Here is an 18,173-nt window from a genome sequence, read left to right as displayed (position 1 = left end):
GTGACATGAGCAGTATCGATCCCAATTTCGATCCGAAGCAATTTGGCAAGGTAGCCGTGCTGTTCGGCGGCGTGTCCGCCGAGCGCGAGGTATCGCTCAAGTCGGGCACGCTGGTGCTGCAGGCGCTGCAGAGCGCCGGCATCGACGCGCATCCGTTCGATCCGTCCGTGCGTCCGCTTTCGGCGTTGAAGGACGAAGGCTTCGTGCGCGCGTTCAACGCGCTGCATGGCGGCTATGGCGAGAACGGCCAGATCCAGGGCGCGCTCGACTTCTACGGCATCCGCTATACGGGCACGGGCGTGCTCGGCTCGGCGCTCGGCCTCGACAAGTTCCGCAGCAAGCTCGTGTGGCAGCAACTCGGCATTCCCACGCCGCCGTTCGAAGCGGTGCTGCGTGGCGACGACTACGCCGCGCGCGCGCCGCAGATCGTCGCGAAGCTCGGCCTGCCGCTCTTCGTGAAGCCCGCGAGCGAAGGCTCGAGCGTGGCCGTGATCAAGGTGAAGGCCGAAGCCGAACTCGTGCCGGCGCTCGAAGAAGCCGCGAGGTTCGACAAGATCGTGCTGGTGGAAAAGAGCATCGAAGGCGGTGGCGAGTACACCGCGTGCATCGCGGGCGACCTCGATTTGCCGATCATCAAGATCGTGCCGGCGGGCGAGTTCTACGACTACGACGCGAAGTACATCCTCGACACGACGCAGTATCTGATTCCCTGTGGCGTTGCGCCCGAGAAGGAAGCCGAACTGAAGAAGCTCGCGCGCCGCGCGTTCGACGTGCTTGGCTGCACCGACTGGGGCCGCGCCGATTTCATGATGGACGGCGCGGGCAACGCGTATTTCCTCGAAGTGAACACGGCGCCCGGCATGACCGATCACTCGCTGCCGCCGAAGGCCGCGCGCTCGGTGGGCATCGAATATCGCGACCTCGTGGTGCGCGTGCTTGCGCTGACGCTGAAAGATTGAACCCCTAAATAATCGCTGACCGACGAATTGCCGAACCCGTATTAACCCGACAATCTCGAAATGTGGAATAACGTACGCCAGCTCAACCTTGCCGCCAACGCGTTGCACGCGCTGCTCGCGCTCGCGCTTCTGGCGGCTGGCTGCTACTGGCTCGTGCAGCGCCCGAACTTCGCGCTGCGAGAGATCCGCATCGAGGGCGACACCGAGCACATCAATTCGCCTACCGTGCGCGCAAGCGTGGTCGGCCGGTTGAAGGGCAACTTCTTCACGGTTGATCTCGACGCGGCACGCGCCGCGTTCGAACAGATGCCGTGGGTGCGCCACGCGAGCGTGCGCCGCGTGTGGCCCAACGCGCTGGCTGTCACGCTCGAGGAGTACAAACCGCTGGGCACGTGGGGCAGCGATCAGCTCGTGAGCACGGACGGCGAGCTGTTCACGGCGAACCAGGGCGAGCTCGACGAAGAACTGCCCGCGTTCGATGGCCCCGACGGCACCGCGCCCGAAGTGGTCGCGCGCTACCGGGATCTCGAGAAGTGGTTCGCGCCAATCGGGCTCACGCCCGATGAGGTGACGCTCTCGGCGCGCTACGCGTGGACGGTGAAGCTCTCGAACGGCATGCAGCTGGAGCTGGGCCGCGAGCGCAACGCCGACACATTGAGCGAGCGTTCGCACCGCCTCATCGCGGCATGGACGGCAGTCACGCAACGTTGGGGCAAAGAGATCGAATACGCGGACTTGCGTTATCCGAACGGGTTTGCGATAAGAGCGGCCGGCATGCGCTTCATCAGTGACACGCCCGCTCCGGGCAAGAAGTAACAAGACATCACACGCAACGAGCACGATATGAGTAAAGACTATAAGGATCTGCTGGTCAGCCTCGACATCGGGACGTCGAAGGTGGTGGCCGTCGTCGCCGAACTAAAGGGCGAAGGCCACTACGAAGTGATCGGTCTCGGCCAGAGCGAATCGAAAGGTCTCAAGAAGGGCGTGGTGGTGAACATCGAGGCCACTGTGCAGTCTATCCAGCGAGCGCTCGAAGAAGCGGAACTCATGGCCGACTGCAAGATCACTAACGTATTCACCGGCATTGCGGGCAGCCACATTCGCAGCTTCAACTCGAGCGGCATGGTCGCCATCAAGGAGAAGGAAGTCACGCAGGCCGATGTCGCGCGTGTGATCGAAACGGCGAAGGCGATCAACATCCCGACTGACCAGCAGGTGCTGCATATCCTCACGCAGGAATTCATCATCGACGGCCAGGAAGATGTGCGCGAGCCGATCGGCATGAGCGGCATCCGTCTGGAAGTGAAGGTGCATATCGTGACGGGCGCGGTGAGCGCGGCACAGAACATCGTGAAGTGTGTGCGCCGCTGCGGGCTTGAAGTGAACGACCTCATTCTGCAGCCGCTCGCGTCGTCGCTGGCGGTGCTGACCGAGGACGAGAAGGAACTGGGCGTGGTGCTCGTCGATGTCGGCGGCGGCACGACTGACATCGCGATCTTCAGCGAAGGCGCGATCCGCCACACCGCGGTGATTCCGATCGCGGGCGACCAGGTGACGAGCGACATCGCGATGGCGCTGCGCACGCCCACGCCCGACGCGGAAGACATCAAGGTGAGCTACGGCATCGCGAAGCAGGCACTGGCCGATCCGGACGAGATGATCGAAGTGCCGGGGCTTGGCGAGCGCGGTCCGCGCACGCTGTCGCGCCAGGCGCTTGCCGCCGTGATCGAGCCGCGCGTGGAAGAGCTGTTTTCGCTCGTGCAGCAGGTGGTGCGCGAGTCAGGCTACGAGGAGCTGCTGAGCTCGGGCGTCGTGCTCACGGGCGGCGCCGCGATGATGCCGGGCATGGTCGAGTTGGGCGAGGACATTTTCCTGAAGCCGGTGCGCATTGGCGTGCCGGAATACGCGGGCGGTCTGGCCGACGTGGTGCGCAATCCGCGCTACTCGACGGCGATGGGCTTGCTCGTCGAAGGCCGCTCGCAGCGCATGCGCGGGCGCAAGGTTGCAGTGCAGTCGGGGTCGATGGGCCAGGTCTTCTCACGCATGAAGGACTGGTTCCTCGGCAACTTCTAAAGGCAGGCGCAGGACAGAAGGCGAAGTACAAGCTTCGAAAAATCGCGCTGGTGACGGCGGCTAGCGCGCAGTGGAAGGTTGCCCGATCTTCCACTGGATAACGGCCGAGGAGCGGAATCTTTTTCTTGACGGAGGCAACATGGAATTCCAGATGCTGGAAACGGAAACCAACGGCACCATCATCAAGGTGGTAGGCGTTGGTGGTGCTGGCGGCAATGCCGTGCAGCACATGATCAACCGCGGCGTGCAAGGCGTCGATTTCATCGTGATGAACACGGACGCACAGGCGCTCTCGCGCTCGCGTGCATCGGCTGTGATTCAGCTCGGCAACACGGGCCTCGGCGCCGGTGCAAAGCCGGAGATGGGTCGCGCGGCCGCTGAAGAAGCCCGTGAGCGCATCGCCGACGCACTGCGCGGCGCGCACATGGTCTTCATCACTGCCGGCATGGGCGGTGGCACCGGCACGGGCGCAGCCCCGGTCGTCGCTCAAATCGCCAAGGAAATGGGCATTCTCACCGTTGGCGTGGTGAGCAAGCCGTTCGAGTTCGAAGGCGGCAAGCGTATGCGCGTGGCGGAAGCCGGCTCGCAGCAACTGGAGGATCACGTCGACTCGCTGATCGTCGTCCTGAACGACAAGCTGTTCGACGTGATGGGCGATGACGCCGAGATGGACAAGTGCTTCCAGTGCGCGGACGACGTTCTGAACAACGCAGTTGCCGGTATCGCCGAAATCATCAACGTCGACGGTCTCGTGAACGTCGACTTTGAAGACGTGAAGACGGTGATGGGCGAGCAAGGCAAGGCGATGATGGGCACGGCGACGGTTGCCGGCGTCGATCGCGCACGCCTCGCGGCCGAACAGGCCGTGGCGAGCCCGCTGCTCGAAGGCGTCGATCTGTCGGGCGCGCGCGGCGTGCTGGTCAACATCACGTCGAGCCGTTCGCTGCGTCTGTCGGAAACGCGCGAAGTCATGAACACCATCAAGAGCTACGCGGCAGAAGACGCAACGGTGATCTTCGGTGCGGTGTACGACGACGCGATGGGCGACGCGCTGCGCGTGACGGTGGTGGCAACGGGCCTTGGCCGCGCTGCGAAGAAGCAGCAAGCCGCGCCGATGCAACTGCTGCGCACGGGCACGGACAATCAGCCGATCCCGGCTGCGGCAGGTGCGTACGCACCGCAGCACAGCGGCCACGGCAACACGGCCGACTACGGCGCGCTCGACACGCCGGCTGTGTGGCGCACGTCGCGCGACACCGCGGCTTCGCACGTGCAGGCGCTGCAGGAAAAGGGCGTCGACACGTACGATATCCCGGCGTTCCTGCGCAAGCAGGCGGACTGACGCGAGCCAATCTGACTGCGGCAGGGCACGCGTTGCCCTCGCCCGCAGACAGATAGTGCGCGGCGGTGCAATGAAGGCGAGCAAGACCAGCAAGGCCGCATCCGCGAGGATGCGCGGCAGGGACAGTTGCCCGCCACGCGTTGAGCGTGGGGGACAGGCGCGGTGTCGCCAGGCGAACCTGTGTAACCTTGGAGTACATCGTTGCCCAACATTGCAATCTGTAAGCGCATGAGGCTTGAACAAGCTTGAACATCGTTGCGAAGGACGAGTCATGATCAAACAGGGTGAAACGCTGCCCGAAGCGACCCTCTTCGAGTTCGTCGAAGACGCACGCGAGGGTTGCACGCTGGGGCCTAACAGCTTCGACGTGCGAAAGGAAGCGGCGGGCAAGCGCGTGGTGATCTTCGGATTGCCTGGCGCATTCACGCCTACGTGCTCTGCGAAGCACGTGCCGGGTTACGTCGAACACTTTGACGCGCTGCGCGCGGCCGGTGTCGACGAGATCTGGTGCGTGTCCGTCAACGACGCGTTCGTCATGGGCGCGTGGGGACGCGATCAGCGTACCTCGGGCAAGGTACGCATGATGGCCGACGGCAGCGCAGCGTTGACTCGTGCACTCGGACTGGAGCAGGATTTGTCGGCGCGTGGCATGGGAATCCGCTCCCAGCGCTATGCGATGGTGGTCGACGACGGCGTGGTCAAGACGCTGCACGTCGAAGCACCCGGCAAGTTCGAAGTGAGCGATGCTGCGAGCATACTTGTCACGTTGACCCGCCCATGAGCGCGTTTGCGGGCGCTGCGTTGCCCTGATGCAACGCGCACCTGCTGCGCAAATGTGACAGGCGGTTACGTGAGCCCAGCGGGCCGATCACCCCGGGAACGCCTCCGTTCCGGGCATCGGCCCGCGGTCCATCCCTGGTGGGTAATACAGGGAAACAGTTTGTCACGCCGGTGAAAACAACGGACTCGGTGCAACTGGAGTATAATTCGTGCTATGAATTAAAAAATCCCGATTGGGATTTTCAATGAGCAAGAAGACCATGTTGAAGCAGCGAACCATCAAATCAATCGTGAAGACAGTCGGCATCGGCCTGCACTCGGGCCGCAAGGTCGACCTGACGCTCCGTCCGGCGGCGCCGAACACGGGCATCGTGTTTTCGCGCGTGGATTTGCCGACGCCGGTTGACATCCCCGCATCGGCGATGGCGATCGGCGACACTCGCCTCGCCTCGGTGCTGCAGAAAGACGGCGCACGTGTCTCGACGATCGAGCACCTGATGTCCGCCTGCGCAGGCCTTGGCATCGACAACCTCTATGTGGATGTGACCGCCGAAGAAATTCCGATCATGGACGGCAGCGCGGCTTCGTTCGTGTTCCTGATCCAGTCGGCGGGTATTGAGGAGCAGAACGCTCCGAAGAAGTTCATCAAGGTCAAGAAACCGGTGGAGATCCGCGACGGCGACAAGTTCGCACGCCTCGAGCCTTACTTCGGCTTCAAGCTCAAGTTCACGATTGACTTCCGCCACCCGGCCGTCGACAAGACGGGCCAGGCGCTCGAAGTGGACTTCGCGAATACCTCGTACGTGCGCGAAATCGCGCGCGCCCGCACGTTCGGCTTCGCGCATGAAGTCGAGATGATGCGCGAGCTGGGCCTCGCGCGCGGCGGCAGCATGGACAACGCGATCGTGCTGGACGAGTACCGCATCTTGAACAACGACGGCCTGCGCTACGACGACGAGTTCGTGAAGCACAAGATGCTCGACGCGATCGGCGACCTTTACGTGGTCGGCCATCCGCTGCTGGCGGCATACGACGCGTACAAGTCGGGCCACGGCCTGAACAACGCGCTGCTGCGCGAGCTGCTCGCGAATGAGGACGCCTACGAGATTGTCACGTTCGACGATCCGCAAAAGGCGCCGCGCGGCTTCGGTTACGAGGCGCAGACGGCATTCGCCTGAGTTTCAGGCGCGTTTTGCCAGTAAAAAGGGCAGCTTCGAGCTGCCCTTTTTCTTTTTGTGCGCTTTGCTGTGCAGTGCCGTGAGCGCAGTTTCGTAAGATTTTGCGGCCGCCGGATTAGCGCTTTTTGGTGTGGCGCGCCGCCATCTTCGCGAGGGCCGCTTGCAGCGGCGAGGCCTCGAGCGTTTCGCTGAGCGCCTGGAGCGCTGCCGCGCCAGCCGGTGTCATGCGCGCCTGCTTGGGCGGCGCGGGATCTTTCACGGCCTGCGGACGCACACGGATGCGCACGGTGTTCAACGCCCAGCCGCGCGCCTGCAGGTCGGCCACGAGCCGCGGCTCCAGATGCCGCAGCCGCGCCGCGAGCGCGTTGTGCGCAGTGAAAAGGGCCAGCGTGCCGTCCTTGATGAAGCCGGGTTCCACGCTCGCCGCGAGATAGTCGGGCAGCAGGGCGTTCAGGTCGCGCTGGATCGCCGCGATCTGCTCGACGCCGGCGCGCAGTGGCGCGAACGCGTCCGTGCGGCTCAGCACTTCGGCGAGCGGCTGCGGGGCGCGTGGTGCCCTGGACCTTGAAAACGGCGAGAAACGGCTCATGTGGCGTAAGGATGGGAGAGCGCAAGCGGCGTCTCGTTGCCTGCGATGCCGTCATTGTAGCCTGCGCATCGCTCATCCAAGCGCCTTCAGGCCATTCGGCCAGGGCCGCATCGCGGCCCTTCGCCGCACGGCGGGAAGGCCGTCCGTGCGGGCATCGCACGCGCCAGAGCCGTCTTCGCGCTGACACAGGCGGGTGAGAGGGCGCGTGCTAAAATGCCCGATTCGAATCCACCAATTTTGGGCTAAAGCCGCCGAGGTCCCTCCGGTCCGGATGCGTAGTGCCGACGTCGGTAGACGTTGCGCAACCCGCTGAACCCACCCTCAGGAATCCCGGCCGAAGCCGCGACGCAGACACCGATCCGATGACCACCGGTTTCTTACAGAAAATCTTTGGCAGCCGCAATCAGCGCCTGATCAAGCAATATCAGAAGACGGTCGTGGCGATCAACGCGCTCGAACCGAAGATCGAGCAGTACACCGACGAGCAACTGCGCGCGAAGACGGTCGAGTTCCGCGAGCGCGTGGCCAAAGGCACCTCGCTCGACGAACTGCTGCCCGAGGCGTTCGCCGTTTGCCGCGAGGCGAGCAAGCGCGTGCTGAAGATGCGCCACTTCGACGTGCAGCTGATCGGCGGCATGGTGCTGCATTACGGCAAGATCGCTGAAATGCGCACCGGCGAAGGCAAGACGCTCGTCGCCACGCTGCCCGTGTATCTGAATGCGCTGTCGGGCCGCGGCGTCCACGTCGTGACGGTCAATGACTACCTCGCCCAGCGCGACGCCGAATGGATGGCGCGCCTCTACAACTTCCTCGGTCTCTCGGTCGGCATCAATCTGTCGCAGATGGACCACGCGACGAAGCAGGAAGCTTACGCGGCGGACATCACCTACGGTACGAACAACGAGTTCGGCTTCGACTACCTGCGCGACAACATGGTCTACGAGACCGAGGCGCGCGTGCAGCGCGCGCTGAACTTCGCCGTGGTCGACGAGGTGGACTCGATCCTGATCGACGAAGCGCGTACGCCGCTCATCATCTCGGGCCAGGCCGAAGACCACACCGAACTCTACGTGCGCATGAACGCGCTGCCGCCGCTGCTCGAGCAGCAGATCGGCGAAGAGAAGGCCGACGGCACGGGCGTGGAAAAGCCGGGCGACTACACGCTCGACGAAAAGGCGCGTCAGGTCTTCCTGACCGAATCGGGCCACGAGAAGGCCGAGCGCATGCTCGCCGAGTGGGGCCTGATCGGCCAGGGCGAGAGCCTTTACGCGCCGCAGAACATCACGCTGATGCACCACGTGTACGCCGCACTGCGCGCCCACACGCTGTTCCACAAGGACCAGCACTACGTGGTGCAGAACGGCGAAGTCATCATCGTCGACGAATTCACCGGCCGTCTCATGGCCGGCCGCCGCTGGTCGGACGGTCTGCACCAGGCCGTGGAAGCGAAGGAGCACGTGAAGATCCAGAGCGAGAACCAGACGCTCGCTTCGATCACGTTCCAGAACTACTTCCGCATGTACGCGAAGCTCTCGGGCATGACGGGTACGGCCGACACCGAAGCGTACGAATTCAACGAGATCTACGGCCTCGAAACGGTCGTGATCCCGACGAACCGCACGCCCAAGCGGATCGACAAGCAGGACCAGATCTACAAGACGGCGAAGGAACGCTACGACGCCGTGATTCGCGATATCCGCGACTGCTACGAGCGTGGCCAGCCGGTGCTGGTCGGCACGACGTCGATCGAAAACTCCGAACTGCTTTCGAACCTGCTGACCAAGGCCGCTCTGCCGCACGAAGTGCTCAACGCGAAGCAGCACGCGCGTGAAGCCGCGATCGTTGCTGAAGCCGGCCGTCCGCAGCGCGTGACCATCGCCACCAACATGGCGGGCCGCGGTACCGACATCGTGCTCGGCGGCAACGTCGAGAAGCAGTCGTCGTTCATCGAAGCCGACGAAGCCATTCCCGCCGACGAAAAGGCGCGCCGCATCCAGCAACTGAACGACGAGTGGCAGACGCTGCACGATCGGGTGAAGGCCGCGGGCGGCCTGCACATCATCGGCACCGAGCGTCACGAGTCGCGCCGGATCGACAACCAGCTGCGCGGCCGTGCGGGCCGTCAGGGCGACCCGGGTTCGTCGCGCTTCTATCTCTCGCTCGAAGACCCGCTGCTGCGCATTTTCGCGGGCGACCGCGTGCGCGCGATCATGGACCGCCTGAAGATGCCGGAAGGCGAGGCGATCGAGGCGGGCATCGTCACGCGTTCGATCGAGTCGGCGCAGCGCAAGGTCGAAGCGCGCAACTTCGACATCCGCAAGCAGCTGCTCGAATACGACGACGTGTCGAACGACCAGCGCAAGGTGATCTACCAGCAGCGCAACGAACTGCTCGAAGCGCATGACATCACCGAAACGATCGGCGCGATGCGTCATGGTGTGATCACCGACATCGTGCGCCAGTTCGTGCCGCACGGCAGTATCGAAGAGCAGTGGGACGTGCCCGAGCTCGAAGAAGTGCTGCGCAACGAATGGCAGCTCGACCTCGCGATCCAGGAGATGATCAACGAGTCGTCGTCGATCGACGCCGATGAGATTCTCGAAGCGGTGCAGGCCGCCGGCGACGAAGCGTACGAGCAGAAGGTCGGGCTCGTGGGCCGCGAATCGTTCAGCGCGTTCGAGCGCTCGGTCATGCTGCAGACGCTCGACCGCAGCTGGCGCGAACACCTCGCGGCGCTCGACCACCTGCGCCAGGGCATCCATCTGCGCGGCTATGCGCAGAAGAACCCGAAGCAGGAGTACAAGCGCGAGGCGTTCGAACTGTTCGCCGCCATGCTCGAAGCCGTGAAGCTCGAAGTCACGCGTATCGTGATGAACGTGCAGATCCAGTCGCCGGAGCAGCTCGAACAGGCGGCCGAGCAGATCGAAGAGCAGGGCCATCACGTCGAGAACGTCGAGTTCCGCCATGCCGAATTCGCCGAAGCCGACACAGCATCGGCCCCCGCGGGTGCCGCACCGGTGGCCGCCGACGCCGCCGCCGCCATGGTGGGCGCGGCCATGAGCCATACGCCGCCGGTGGGCAGCGAGCTGCCCAAGGTGGGCCGCAACGATCCGTGCCCGTGCGGCAGCGGCAAGAAGTACAAGCAGTGTCACGGCAAGATCGCGTGACGCAGGCTTAATAGATTCCGGTGGCCCGCTTCCTTCAGGCGGGCCTTGCGTTTTGAATCCCGATGCCGGCCAGGCCCCAGCGCCTTGGCCGGCATCGCCTTTTCGACAGGTCGCCATCATGGCTGTCAATTTCCCCTCGATTGATCCCGCTCAACTTCATCCGGTCGCCGGCGTGACGCTCGGCTGGGCGGAAGCCAACATCCGCAAGCCCAATCGCAAGGACATGCTGGTGATTTCCGTCGACGAAGGCGCGAGCGTGGCCGGCGTGTTCACGCTGAACCGCTTCTGCGCCGCGCCGGTGACGGTGTGCCGCGAGCATCTCGCGAAGGTGCGCGCGGGCGGCAAGGGTATCCGCGCGCTGGTCGTGAACACCGGCAACGCGAACGCCGGCACCGGCGAGCCGGGCATGAAGCACGCGCGCGAGACCTGCGATGAACTCGCGCGCCTCGCGGGCCTCGAGTCCTCGCAGGTGCTGCCGTTCTCGACGGGCGTGATTCTCGAGCCGCTGCCCATCGACCGTCTGAAGGCGGGCCTGCCCGCCGCGCTGGAGAACCGCAAGGCCGCAAACTGGTACGACGCCGCGCAGGCGATCATGACGACCGACACGCTGCCGAAGGCCGTGTCGCGCCAGGTCGCGATCGACGGGCACACAATCACGTTCACGGGCATCAGCAAGGGCGCGGGCATGATCAAGCCGAACATGGCGACCATGCTCGGCTTCCTCGCCTTCGACGCGAACGTCGCGCAGCCCGTGCTCGACGAGCTCGTGAAGTACGTGGCCGACCGCTCGTTCAACTGCGTCACGATCGACGGCGATACTTCGACCAACGACTCGTTCATCATGATCGCCTCGGGCAAGTCGAGCCTGCCCGCGATCACGTCGACGGACGCGCCCGCCTACGCCGCGCTGCGCGACGCCGTGACGGCCGTCGCCCAGGAACTCTCGCAACTGATCGTGCGCGACGGCGAAGGCGCGACCAAGTTCATGACCGTGCAGGTGGAAGGCGGCAAGGACGTGGCGGAGTGCCGTCAGATCGCCTACGCAATCGGCCATTCGCCGCTCGTAAAGACGGCGTTCTACGCCTCGGACCCGAACCTCGGCCGTATTCTCGCCGCGATCGGCTACGCGGGCGTGACTGACCTCGACGTCGACAAGATCGATCTCTATCTCGACGACGTGCTCGTCGCCAAGGCGGGCGGCCGTAACCCGGCGTACCGCGAAGAGGACGGCCAGCGCGTCATGAAGAAGAGCGAAATCCTGATTCGCGTGCTGCTCGGCCGCGGCGACGCGCAGGCCACGATCTGGACCTGCGACCTCTCGCACGACTACGTGAGCATCAACGCCGACTATCGTTCCTAACTGCGGTTCCTAACTGCGGTTCCTAACTGCTGCTCCTGATTCACGCCTCTATCACATGGACAAGCTCGAACAGTTTCTGACCCGCGCGGAAGCGCTGCTCGGCCGCCTCGAAGCCGTGCTGCCGCCGTCGGCACCCGATGTCGACTGGAACACGGCTGTTGCGTTTCGCTGGCGCAAGCGCCAGGGCCGCGGCTTCCTGCAGCCGGTGCCCGCGATCTCGCTGATCTCGCTCGACGACCTGCAGAACATCGACCGACAGAAAGATCTGATCGACCGCAACACGCGCCAGTTCGTGCAGAAGAAGCCGGCGAACAACGTGCTGCTCACCGGCGCGCGCGGCACCGGCAAGTCGTCGCTGATCAAGGCCTGCCTGAACGCGTACGCGAAGGACGGCCTGCGCCTGATCGAAGTCGACAAGGACGATCTGCATGACCTCGGTGATATCGTCGATCTGATCTCGACGCGCCCCGAGCGCTTCATCGTGTTCTGCGATGACCTCTCGTTCGAGGAAGGCGAATCGGGCTACAAGGCGCTGAAGGTGGCGCTGGACGGCTCGGTGGCCGCCCAGTCGGACAACGTGCTCATTTATGCGACCTCGAACCGCCGCCATTTGCTGCCCGAGTACATGAGCGACAACGAGACGTACAAGCACATGCCCGACGGCGAGATTCATCCGGGCGAAGTGGTGGAAGAGAAGATTTCGCTTTCCGAGCGATTTGGCCTTTGGGTGAGCTTCTATCCGTTCAAGCAGGACGACTATCTGACGATCGTCGGCCACTGGCTGCGCCATTTCGGCTGCGACGACGCCGAAGTCGAATCGGCGCGCGGCGACGCGCTCGTCTGGGCGCTGGAGCGCGGCTCGCGTTCGGGCCGCGTGGCATGGCAGTTCGCGCGCGACTGGTCGGGCAAGAAGGCGCAAGAGGCATGAGCGCAGAAGGCAACGCCGCGAAGGACGCGTCCGCAAACGCACGCCCGGTGACGGAAGTCGCGGTGGGCGTGCTGGTGCAGCCCGATGGCCGCTATCTGCTCGCGCAGCGCCCCGAAGGCAAACCGTACGCAGGCTACTGGGAGTTCCCGGGCGGCAAGCTGGAAGCGGGCGAGACGGTCGAAGCCGCGCTTGCGCGCGAACTGCATGAGGAACTGGGCATCGACGTGAAGGCGTGCCACCTGTGGCACACGCTTGAGCACGATTACCCGCACGCCTATGTGCGGCTCTTCTTCTGCAAGGTGACGGAGTGGACTGGCGAGCCGCATGGCCGCGAAGGTCAGGCGTTTGTCTGGCAGTCGTTGCCGGCGAGCGTCGAGCCGCTCTTGCCCGCGACGATTCCCGTGCTGGACTGGCTGGCTGCCGAGTAACACCTTCCGGGCCGCTACGATGCAAAAGGCCGCTGTGCGTGATGCACAGCGGCCTTTTTCGTTTGGTGCGCGCGTCGCTTCGCTTATTGACGCGTATCCGTGGGCGGCGCGTCTTCGGGCGGCGTTTCGTCGTCGGCGCCGCCGATGCGGTACTTTTCGGCCGCCCATGCGCCGAGATCCATCTGCTTGCAGCGTTCGGAGCAGAAAGGCCTGAAGCGGTTTTCCGGTACCCAGCGGACTTCCTTGCCGCAGCTCGGACATTTGACGACAGTGGTCATGCGATAGAACTTGGGTTGCGTTGTGTCTGGCGTGGCGAGGCTTTCGGCTTCACAGGCTGATTCACAGGCTGCAGAGCGTGAGCTGGAACGGCACGTCCTGATCGACGGCGCGCGGACGCAGATCGCCGTCCTGCACGGTGAAGCGCACCCACAGCATGTACTTGTTGGCGCTCGCTTCGGGAATCATGCGCAGCTCCGGTGCCACGCGCACTTGCATGAGCTGATACGCACGGCCCGACAGCATTTGCTGATAGCTGCCCTGCATGGCCATCACTTTCGACGCCTGGCCCGACTCGCGCGCGAGGCGCAGCACGATGGCGGCGGCGTCGCGCAGCGGCAGCAGCGGCGTGACCCACTTCGCGATGTCCTGACGGCGTTGATCGGGATGTAGTTGCTGCCACGCGTAATACGACGGCAGATCGAACTTGCAGGTGCCGCCGGGAATGATCGCGCGGCTGCGGATGCTCGTGAGCCACTCGTTGTCCATCAAATGCTGGCCTGTTTTGCCTTGCATCTGCGTGAGGCCGGCCAGCGTTTGCTCGATTTCGCCCAGCACGGTTTCGAGCGCATTCTGCTCGATGCCGGGATTGCCGCGGAACGGCGCAAGCGTTTGGCGCTGCCGCTCGAGTTCCTTCATGAGGTCCGACTTCAGGTCGGCACGGCCTGCGACTTCGGCGATTTCGAAGAGCGTCGTGAGCGCGACGTGATGTTCCCTCGGATCCTCCTGGGTCAGGAAAAACGTGAAGCGCTCGAACAGGTCTTCGAGGCGCAGCAGCGTTCGGATTCGCTCGTTGAAGGGATACTCGTAAAGAATCAAGCGCGCTCGCCTCGGGCGTGGTAGGTGACGGATTGCAGGACATTCTAATGCCGTGGGACTACGGTCGCAATCGCGCCGGCTCGGCCCTTTGCCGATATGTCCCGCTAATTTGCCCTGAGCATTGTCCCGCGATGCGTTTCGACTGGCGTGGCGAGCGTGAGTTTCCTGCGCGCAGGTGGCGCGCTTTAAGTTTGACTGGCCTTTGCGGCAGCGAGCTTGAGATACGTCTGATGCAATGCGTCGACGTCCTGGGCGAGTGTTTCGAGCGTGGACCCGTTGTCGTTCACCACCACATTGTCGGCGGCCGCGAGGCGTGCCTCGCGCGTGGCTTGCCGCGCGATGATCGCGAGCACCTGCTCGCGCGTAAATGCATTGCGGCGCATGACGCGGGCGATCTGGGTTTCCACGCTGCAATCGACGGTAAGCACGCGATCGACACGTGTCTTCCAGGTGCCCGACTCCACGAGCAGGGGCACGACCACGATCACGTAAGGGCCGCTCGCCTCTCGCGTTTCGCGTTCTGTCTCGGAGCGGATCAACGGGTGCGTGATGGCCTCGAGCCGCTTGCGCGCGGCTTCGTCGCCGAATACGAGTGTGCGCATGCGCGCGCGGTCCATCGAGCCGTCCGGCGCGACGAATTCAGCCCCGAATTCAGCGGCGATCTGCGCCATCGCGACGCCATGTGGCGCGGTAATGCGATGCGCGATGAGATCGGTGTCGACGATCGTCACGCCGCGCGCGGCAAAGCAATCCGCAACGGTGGACTTGCCGCTGCCGATGCCACCTGTCAATCCGACCGCGAACATTTGATCAGTTCCCCCACGCAAATACGCCATACAGCGGTGTGCCGGCAAACAACGTGACGAGCGCGCCTGCGGCCAGATACGGGCCGAACGGCAGCGGCTCCTCGTAGCGCATGCGTCCCGTCAACGTAGCGATGATGCCGACGAGCGCGCCGGCTACGGCTGCGATCACGACGATTTGCGGCAGCGCGCTCCAGCCGAGCCATGCGCCGATCGCGGCGAGCAGTTTGAAGTCACCGTGGCCCATGCCTTCTACGCCACGCAACAGCTTGAAGACCCAATAGACGCACCAGAGCGCCAGATAGCCCGCGACCGCACCAATCACGGCTTCGCGCAGTGTGACGAAGGTGCCCGCAAAGTTGACCAGCAGCCCGGCCCACAACAGCGGCTGCGTGATCTCGTCGTGCAGCATCTGGTGTTCGAGGTCGATGGCGCTCGCCGCGATGAGCGCGGCGCACAGCACGAAGGCGGCGAGCGCCTTGCCAGTGGGCCCGAAGGCGAGCAACGCGCCGGCTGCGCAAGCCGCGCTCGCGATTTCAATGACCGGATAGCGCATGCTCACGCGCGCATGACAGTGCGAGCAGCGCCCGCGCAGCGCGACCCAGCTGATCACGGGAATGTTTTCCCAGGCGCGCAAGACGTGGCCGCAGTGCGGGCACGCGCTGCGCGGGAGCCAGAGGTTGTAGCGCGCGGGCAGCCCGTCTTCTTCGAAGAGCGGGCCGGGTGTGCCGGTGGCTTCCGCCACATCGGCGCGCCACGCGCGCTCCAGCATGATCGGCAGCCGGTGCACGACCACGTTGAGAAAGCTGCCGATGACGAGCCCGAATGCGATGGTGAAGCCCATGAGCACGCCGAAGGGCAGGCCGGCGAGAGCGGCGGCGAGCGGCGTTGCGGTGTCGGGCGCGGAAAGAAGTTGGACGGGCATGAGACGGAACCGGAGTCTGGCAGCGATGCTACACCACGTTGCCCAGTTGAATGATGGGAAGATACATCGCCACGACGAGGCCACCGACCAGCGCACCCAGCACGACAATCACGAGTGGCTCGCACAGACTCGACACGAGCGCGATCTTTTCGTCGACCTGACGGTCGGCGAGTGAGGCCACATCGAGCAGCATGGCGTCGAGCGCGCCCGACTCTTCCGCGACTGCAACGGGCTGAACCACGTCGACGGGAAAGCATCCCGCCGCGCGCATGGCGGCGGCGAGCCGCTCGCCGTGCCGCAGGCGCTCGCTGATGCCCGCGCTCGCGCGATCGAAGAATGCGTTGCCGCTCGCGTGTGCGAGCGAATCGAAGGCGTCGGCGAGCGGTGTGCCGGCGGCGAGCAGCGTACCGAGCGCACGGCTCCAGCGGGCGGCGCACAGCGTGGTGAGCAGTGCGCCGCAAAGCGGGAGCTTCAGCATCGTTCGTCCGAACGCGATGCGCGCGGCTTCCGAGCGGCGTAAGCACGCTTGCAGGGCGAGCGCGCCGGTCGCGGCAGCGACGGCGGCCGGCACGCTCCAACGTGCGGCACTCGCCGAGAGCATCAGCACGAACTGCGTGGGCGCGGGAAGTGCGGCGCCGAAGCCGTCGAAGATCTGCTTGAACGTGGGCACGACCCAGACCAGCAGCGCCGCGGTAATGACGAACGCGAGCAGCAGCACCGCGACGGGGTAGGTGAGCGCCGCGCGTACTTTGGCGCGCTGCGCGGCGGCGCGCTCGCGGTCGTCGGCGAGACGCCCGAGTACGTCTGCGAGCGCACCCGAGGCTTCGCCAACGGCGACGAGCTGGCAATAGAGCGCGTTGAAGCGCGCGGGGTGCTGAGCGAGCGAGTCGGCAAAACGCAGGCCGCCGGCGATATCGCGCGCGAGCGCAGCGGCAATACGCGGCATGCCGTGCGGCCCCGGTGAGAGTGCGAGCAGGTCGAGCGCGTTCACGAGCGGCAGGCCGGCGCGCAGGAGGCTCGCGAGTTGACGCGTAAAGCGGGTGACGTCCGCGTGGCTTGCCTTGGGCGCGCCTGCGCTCGACTTGCGCTCGATGGCGAGCACGGTGATGCGTTCGCGCTTGAGTGCGAGGCGCACAGCGGCGGCGTCGAGCGCGATCATCGTGCCGCGTTTCGCGGTGCCCGACGCATCGAGACCGCGCCACGCGAAGCGCCACTCGGATGGACCGCGATGGGCGCGCGTGGTGCCCAGGGTGCTCATGACGCTTCCGTTGCGGCGAGCGCTTCGGCCAGGCTCGTGGTGCCGTCGCGCACGCGGGCGAGCGCCGCTTCGCGCAAGGTCGCCACACCGTTTGTGCGTGCTTCGCGAGCGATTTCGTGAGCGCCGCGCCCGGCGACGATCAGGTCACGTATGGCCTCTGATATCGGCAAGACTTCGTGTATGCCCACGCGGCCGCGATAGCCAATGCCGTGGCAAGCTTCGCAGCCGCGCGCAACATAAGGTTGCGCAATGTCACTCTCTTGCGTGCTCAGTCCCGCCGCGACGAGCACCGCCTGCGAAGCTTCGCCGCGCACGCGGCATTGTGGACATAACCGCCGCACGAGACGTTGCGCCGTGACGAGCCGCAGCGAGCCCGCCAGGTTGTACGGCTCGACACCGATGTCGACGAGCCGTGCGCAGGCCGCGCTCGCGTCGTTCGTGTGCACGGTCGAGAGCACGAGATGGCCGGTCTGCGCGGCCTTCACGGCGACGCTGGCGGTTTCTTCGTCGCGAATTTCGCCGATCATGATGACGTCCGGGTCCTGGCGCAGCAGCGCGCGCAGTGCCACCGCAAAAGTGAGCCCGGCCTTCTCGCGCACGTTGACCTGATTGATGCCCGCGAGCTGGATTTCGGCGGGGTCTTCCACCGAGCAGAGATTGCGTGCCGTGCCGTTGAGTCTCTGCAGGAAGCAGTAGAGCGAGAGCGTCTTGCCGCTGCCCGTGGGCCCCGTGACGAGCACGAGACCATGCGGCGCGCTGATCGCATCGGCAAGCGTGCACTGTTGCGCTTCGTCGAGCCCGAGTTCGGCAAGGGTGAGGTCCGCGGGTAGCGCTTCGAGCCTGCGCAACACGAGCTTTTCGCCGTGAAGCGTGGGCAGCGAATTCACGCGATAGTCCTCGGCGGCTTGCGACGTCGTGGAGGCCGCGAGCCGCAGCCTGCCGTCCTGCGGAATGCGCCGCTCGGCGATGTCCATGCGTGCGAGCACCTTGATGCGTGTGACGAAGGCATCGCGCAGATGCGCGGGCGGCCTCGCCAATTCATGCAGCACGCCGTCGATGCGCAGACGCACGCGCCAGCCGTGTTCCATTGGCTCGATGTGCAGATCCGAGGCGTTGCGCCGTGTGGCTTCGCGCAGCGTCTCGGAGAGCAGGCGAACGGCCGGGGCGTCGTCGAGCTGCGGTGCAGAAATAGGCGCGGGTGCGCGTGCCGTTGCCCCGCCGCCCATGCCGCCTTCGGCAGGCATGGGGGCGAAAGGGCGCGCACGATAAGGAGTAGAAAGCATCG

The 18,173-nt window shown here is 64.9% G+C and carries 17 protein-coding genes; 10 read left to right on the top strand and 7 right to left on the bottom strand.

All coding sequences use genetic code 11. The features are described 5' to 3' along the window. Positions 1 to 5: 5 nt before the first annotated feature. From U5A58_RS37140 to lpxC, 6 genes are all read left to right on the top strand, one after another. Complete coding sequence (locus U5A58_RS37140) at positions 6 to 959, top strand: D-alanine--D-alanine ligase (RefSeq protein WP_321965071.1); 954 nt, start codon at positions 6 to 8, stop codon at positions 957 to 959. A 60-nt stretch (positions 960 to 1,019) separates the two neighbouring features. Next, complete coding sequence (locus tag U5A58_RS37135) at positions 1,020 to 1,775, top strand: cell division protein FtsQ/DivIB (RefSeq protein ID WP_321916781.1); 756 nt, start codon at positions 1,020 to 1,022, stop codon at positions 1,773 to 1,775. A gap of 27 nt (positions 1,776 to 1,802) precedes the next feature. Further along, a complete protein-coding gene (gene ftsA, locus U5A58_RS37130; RefSeq protein WP_042270315.1) occupies positions 1,803 to 3,035 on the top strand; it encodes a cell division protein FtsA in 1,233 nt (410 codons plus the stop codon). A 139-nt stretch (positions 3,036 to 3,174) separates the two neighbouring features. Then, positions 3,175 to 4,377, top strand: a complete 1,203-nt coding sequence (ftsZ, locus tag U5A58_RS37125; protein ID WP_321916780.1) for a cell division protein FtsZ — start codon at positions 3,175 to 3,177, stop codon at positions 4,375 to 4,377. A gap of 271 nt (positions 4,378 to 4,648) precedes the next feature. After that, positions 4,649 to 5,158 (top strand): peroxiredoxin, encoded by a 510-nt coding sequence (locus U5A58_RS37120; RefSeq protein ID WP_321965070.1) that lies wholly within the window; start codon positions 4,649 to 4,651, stop codon positions 5,156 to 5,158. Between the two features lie 259 nt (positions 5,159 to 5,417). Then, complete coding sequence (gene lpxC / locus U5A58_RS37115) at positions 5,418 to 6,335, top strand: UDP-3-O-acyl-N-acetylglucosamine deacetylase (protein ID WP_028207797.1); 918 nt, start codon at positions 5,418 to 5,420, stop codon at positions 6,333 to 6,335. Positions 6,336 to 6,450: 115 nt separating this feature from the next. On the opposite strand, the gene U5A58_RS37110 is transcribed toward lpxC, so the two are convergent. Beyond that, positions 6,451 to 6,924 carry a DciA family protein gene (locus U5A58_RS37110; protein WP_321965069.1) on the bottom strand — a complete coding sequence of 158 codons (474 nt, stop codon included), beginning with the start codon at positions 6,922 to 6,924 and terminating at the stop codon, positions 6,451 to 6,453. A 362-nt stretch (positions 6,925 to 7,286) separates the two neighbouring features. Here U5A58_RS37110 and secA point away from each other — a divergent pair, with 362 nt between their 5' ends. From secA to mutT, 4 genes are all read left to right on the top strand, one after another. Then, positions 7,287 to 10,091 carry a preprotein translocase subunit SecA gene (gene secA, locus U5A58_RS37105; RefSeq protein WP_321965068.1) on the top strand — a complete coding sequence of 935 codons (2,805 nt, stop codon included), beginning with the start codon at positions 7,287 to 7,289 and terminating at the stop codon, positions 10,089 to 10,091. 118 nt (positions 10,092 to 10,209) lie between these two features. Next, complete coding sequence (argJ, locus tag U5A58_RS37100) at positions 10,210 to 11,451, top strand: bifunctional glutamate N-acetyltransferase/amino-acid acetyltransferase ArgJ (protein ID WP_321965067.1); 1,242 nt, start codon at positions 10,210 to 10,212, stop codon at positions 11,449 to 11,451. Positions 11,452 to 11,506: 55 nt separating this feature from the next. Beyond that, positions 11,507 to 12,379 carry an ATP-binding protein gene (locus U5A58_RS37095; protein WP_321965066.1) on the top strand — a complete coding sequence of 291 codons (873 nt, stop codon included), beginning with the start codon at positions 11,507 to 11,509 and terminating at the stop codon, positions 12,377 to 12,379. Then, positions 12,376 to 12,807 (top strand): 8-oxo-dGTP diphosphatase MutT, encoded by a 432-nt coding sequence (mutT, locus tag U5A58_RS37090; protein WP_321965065.1) that lies wholly within the window; start codon positions 12,376 to 12,378, stop codon positions 12,805 to 12,807. The genes U5A58_RS37095 and mutT overlap by 4 nt, the downstream gene beginning before the upstream one ends. A gap of 83 nt (positions 12,808 to 12,890) precedes the next feature. Here mutT and U5A58_RS37085 read toward each other — a convergent pair whose 3' ends face one another. From U5A58_RS37085 to U5A58_RS37060, 6 genes are all read right to left on the bottom strand, one after another. Beyond that, the gene (locus U5A58_RS37085; protein WP_069268498.1) at positions 12,891 to 13,085 is read right to left on the bottom strand and encodes a DNA gyrase inhibitor YacG; all 195 of its coding nucleotides are present in this window, start codon (positions 13,083 to 13,085) and stop codon (positions 12,891 to 12,893) included. 61 nt (positions 13,086 to 13,146) lie between these two features. Continuing rightward, positions 13,147 to 13,902, bottom strand: coding sequence for a cell division protein ZapD (zapD, locus tag U5A58_RS37080; protein WP_028207804.1), 756 nt, complete (start codon positions 13,900 to 13,902; stop codon positions 13,147 to 13,149). Between the two features lie 185 nt (positions 13,903 to 14,087). After that, entirely contained in the window at positions 14,088 to 14,708 is a 621-nt protein-coding gene (gene coaE / locus U5A58_RS37075) for a dephospho-CoA kinase (protein WP_321965064.1), read from the bottom strand. Between the two features lie 4 nt (positions 14,709 to 14,712). Next, entirely contained in the window at positions 14,713 to 15,630 is a 918-nt protein-coding gene (locus U5A58_RS37070) for an A24 family peptidase (RefSeq protein ID WP_321965063.1), read from the bottom strand. A gap of 28 nt (positions 15,631 to 15,658) precedes the next feature. Continuing rightward, positions 15,659 to 16,888, bottom strand: a complete 1,230-nt coding sequence (locus tag U5A58_RS37065; RefSeq protein WP_321965062.1) for a type II secretion system F family protein — start codon at positions 16,886 to 16,888, stop codon at positions 15,659 to 15,661. After that, positions 16,885 to 18,114: a GspE/PulE family protein gene (locus tag U5A58_RS37060; RefSeq protein WP_321965081.1), complete on the bottom strand. Its 1,230-nt coding sequence runs from the start codon at positions 18,112 to 18,114 to the stop codon at positions 16,885 to 16,887. The genes U5A58_RS37065 and U5A58_RS37060 overlap by 4 nt, the downstream gene beginning before the upstream one ends. Positions 18,115 to 18,173 lie beyond the last annotated feature (59 nt).

This window comes from Paraburkholderia sp. J7 (assembly GCF_905220155.1).
Lineage (GTDB): Bacteria > Pseudomonadota > Gammaproteobacteria > Burkholderiales > Burkholderiaceae > Paraburkholderia.
Note: the sequence above shows the minus strand (reverse complement) of the source record. Positions and strands in the feature narration are given on the sequence as shown.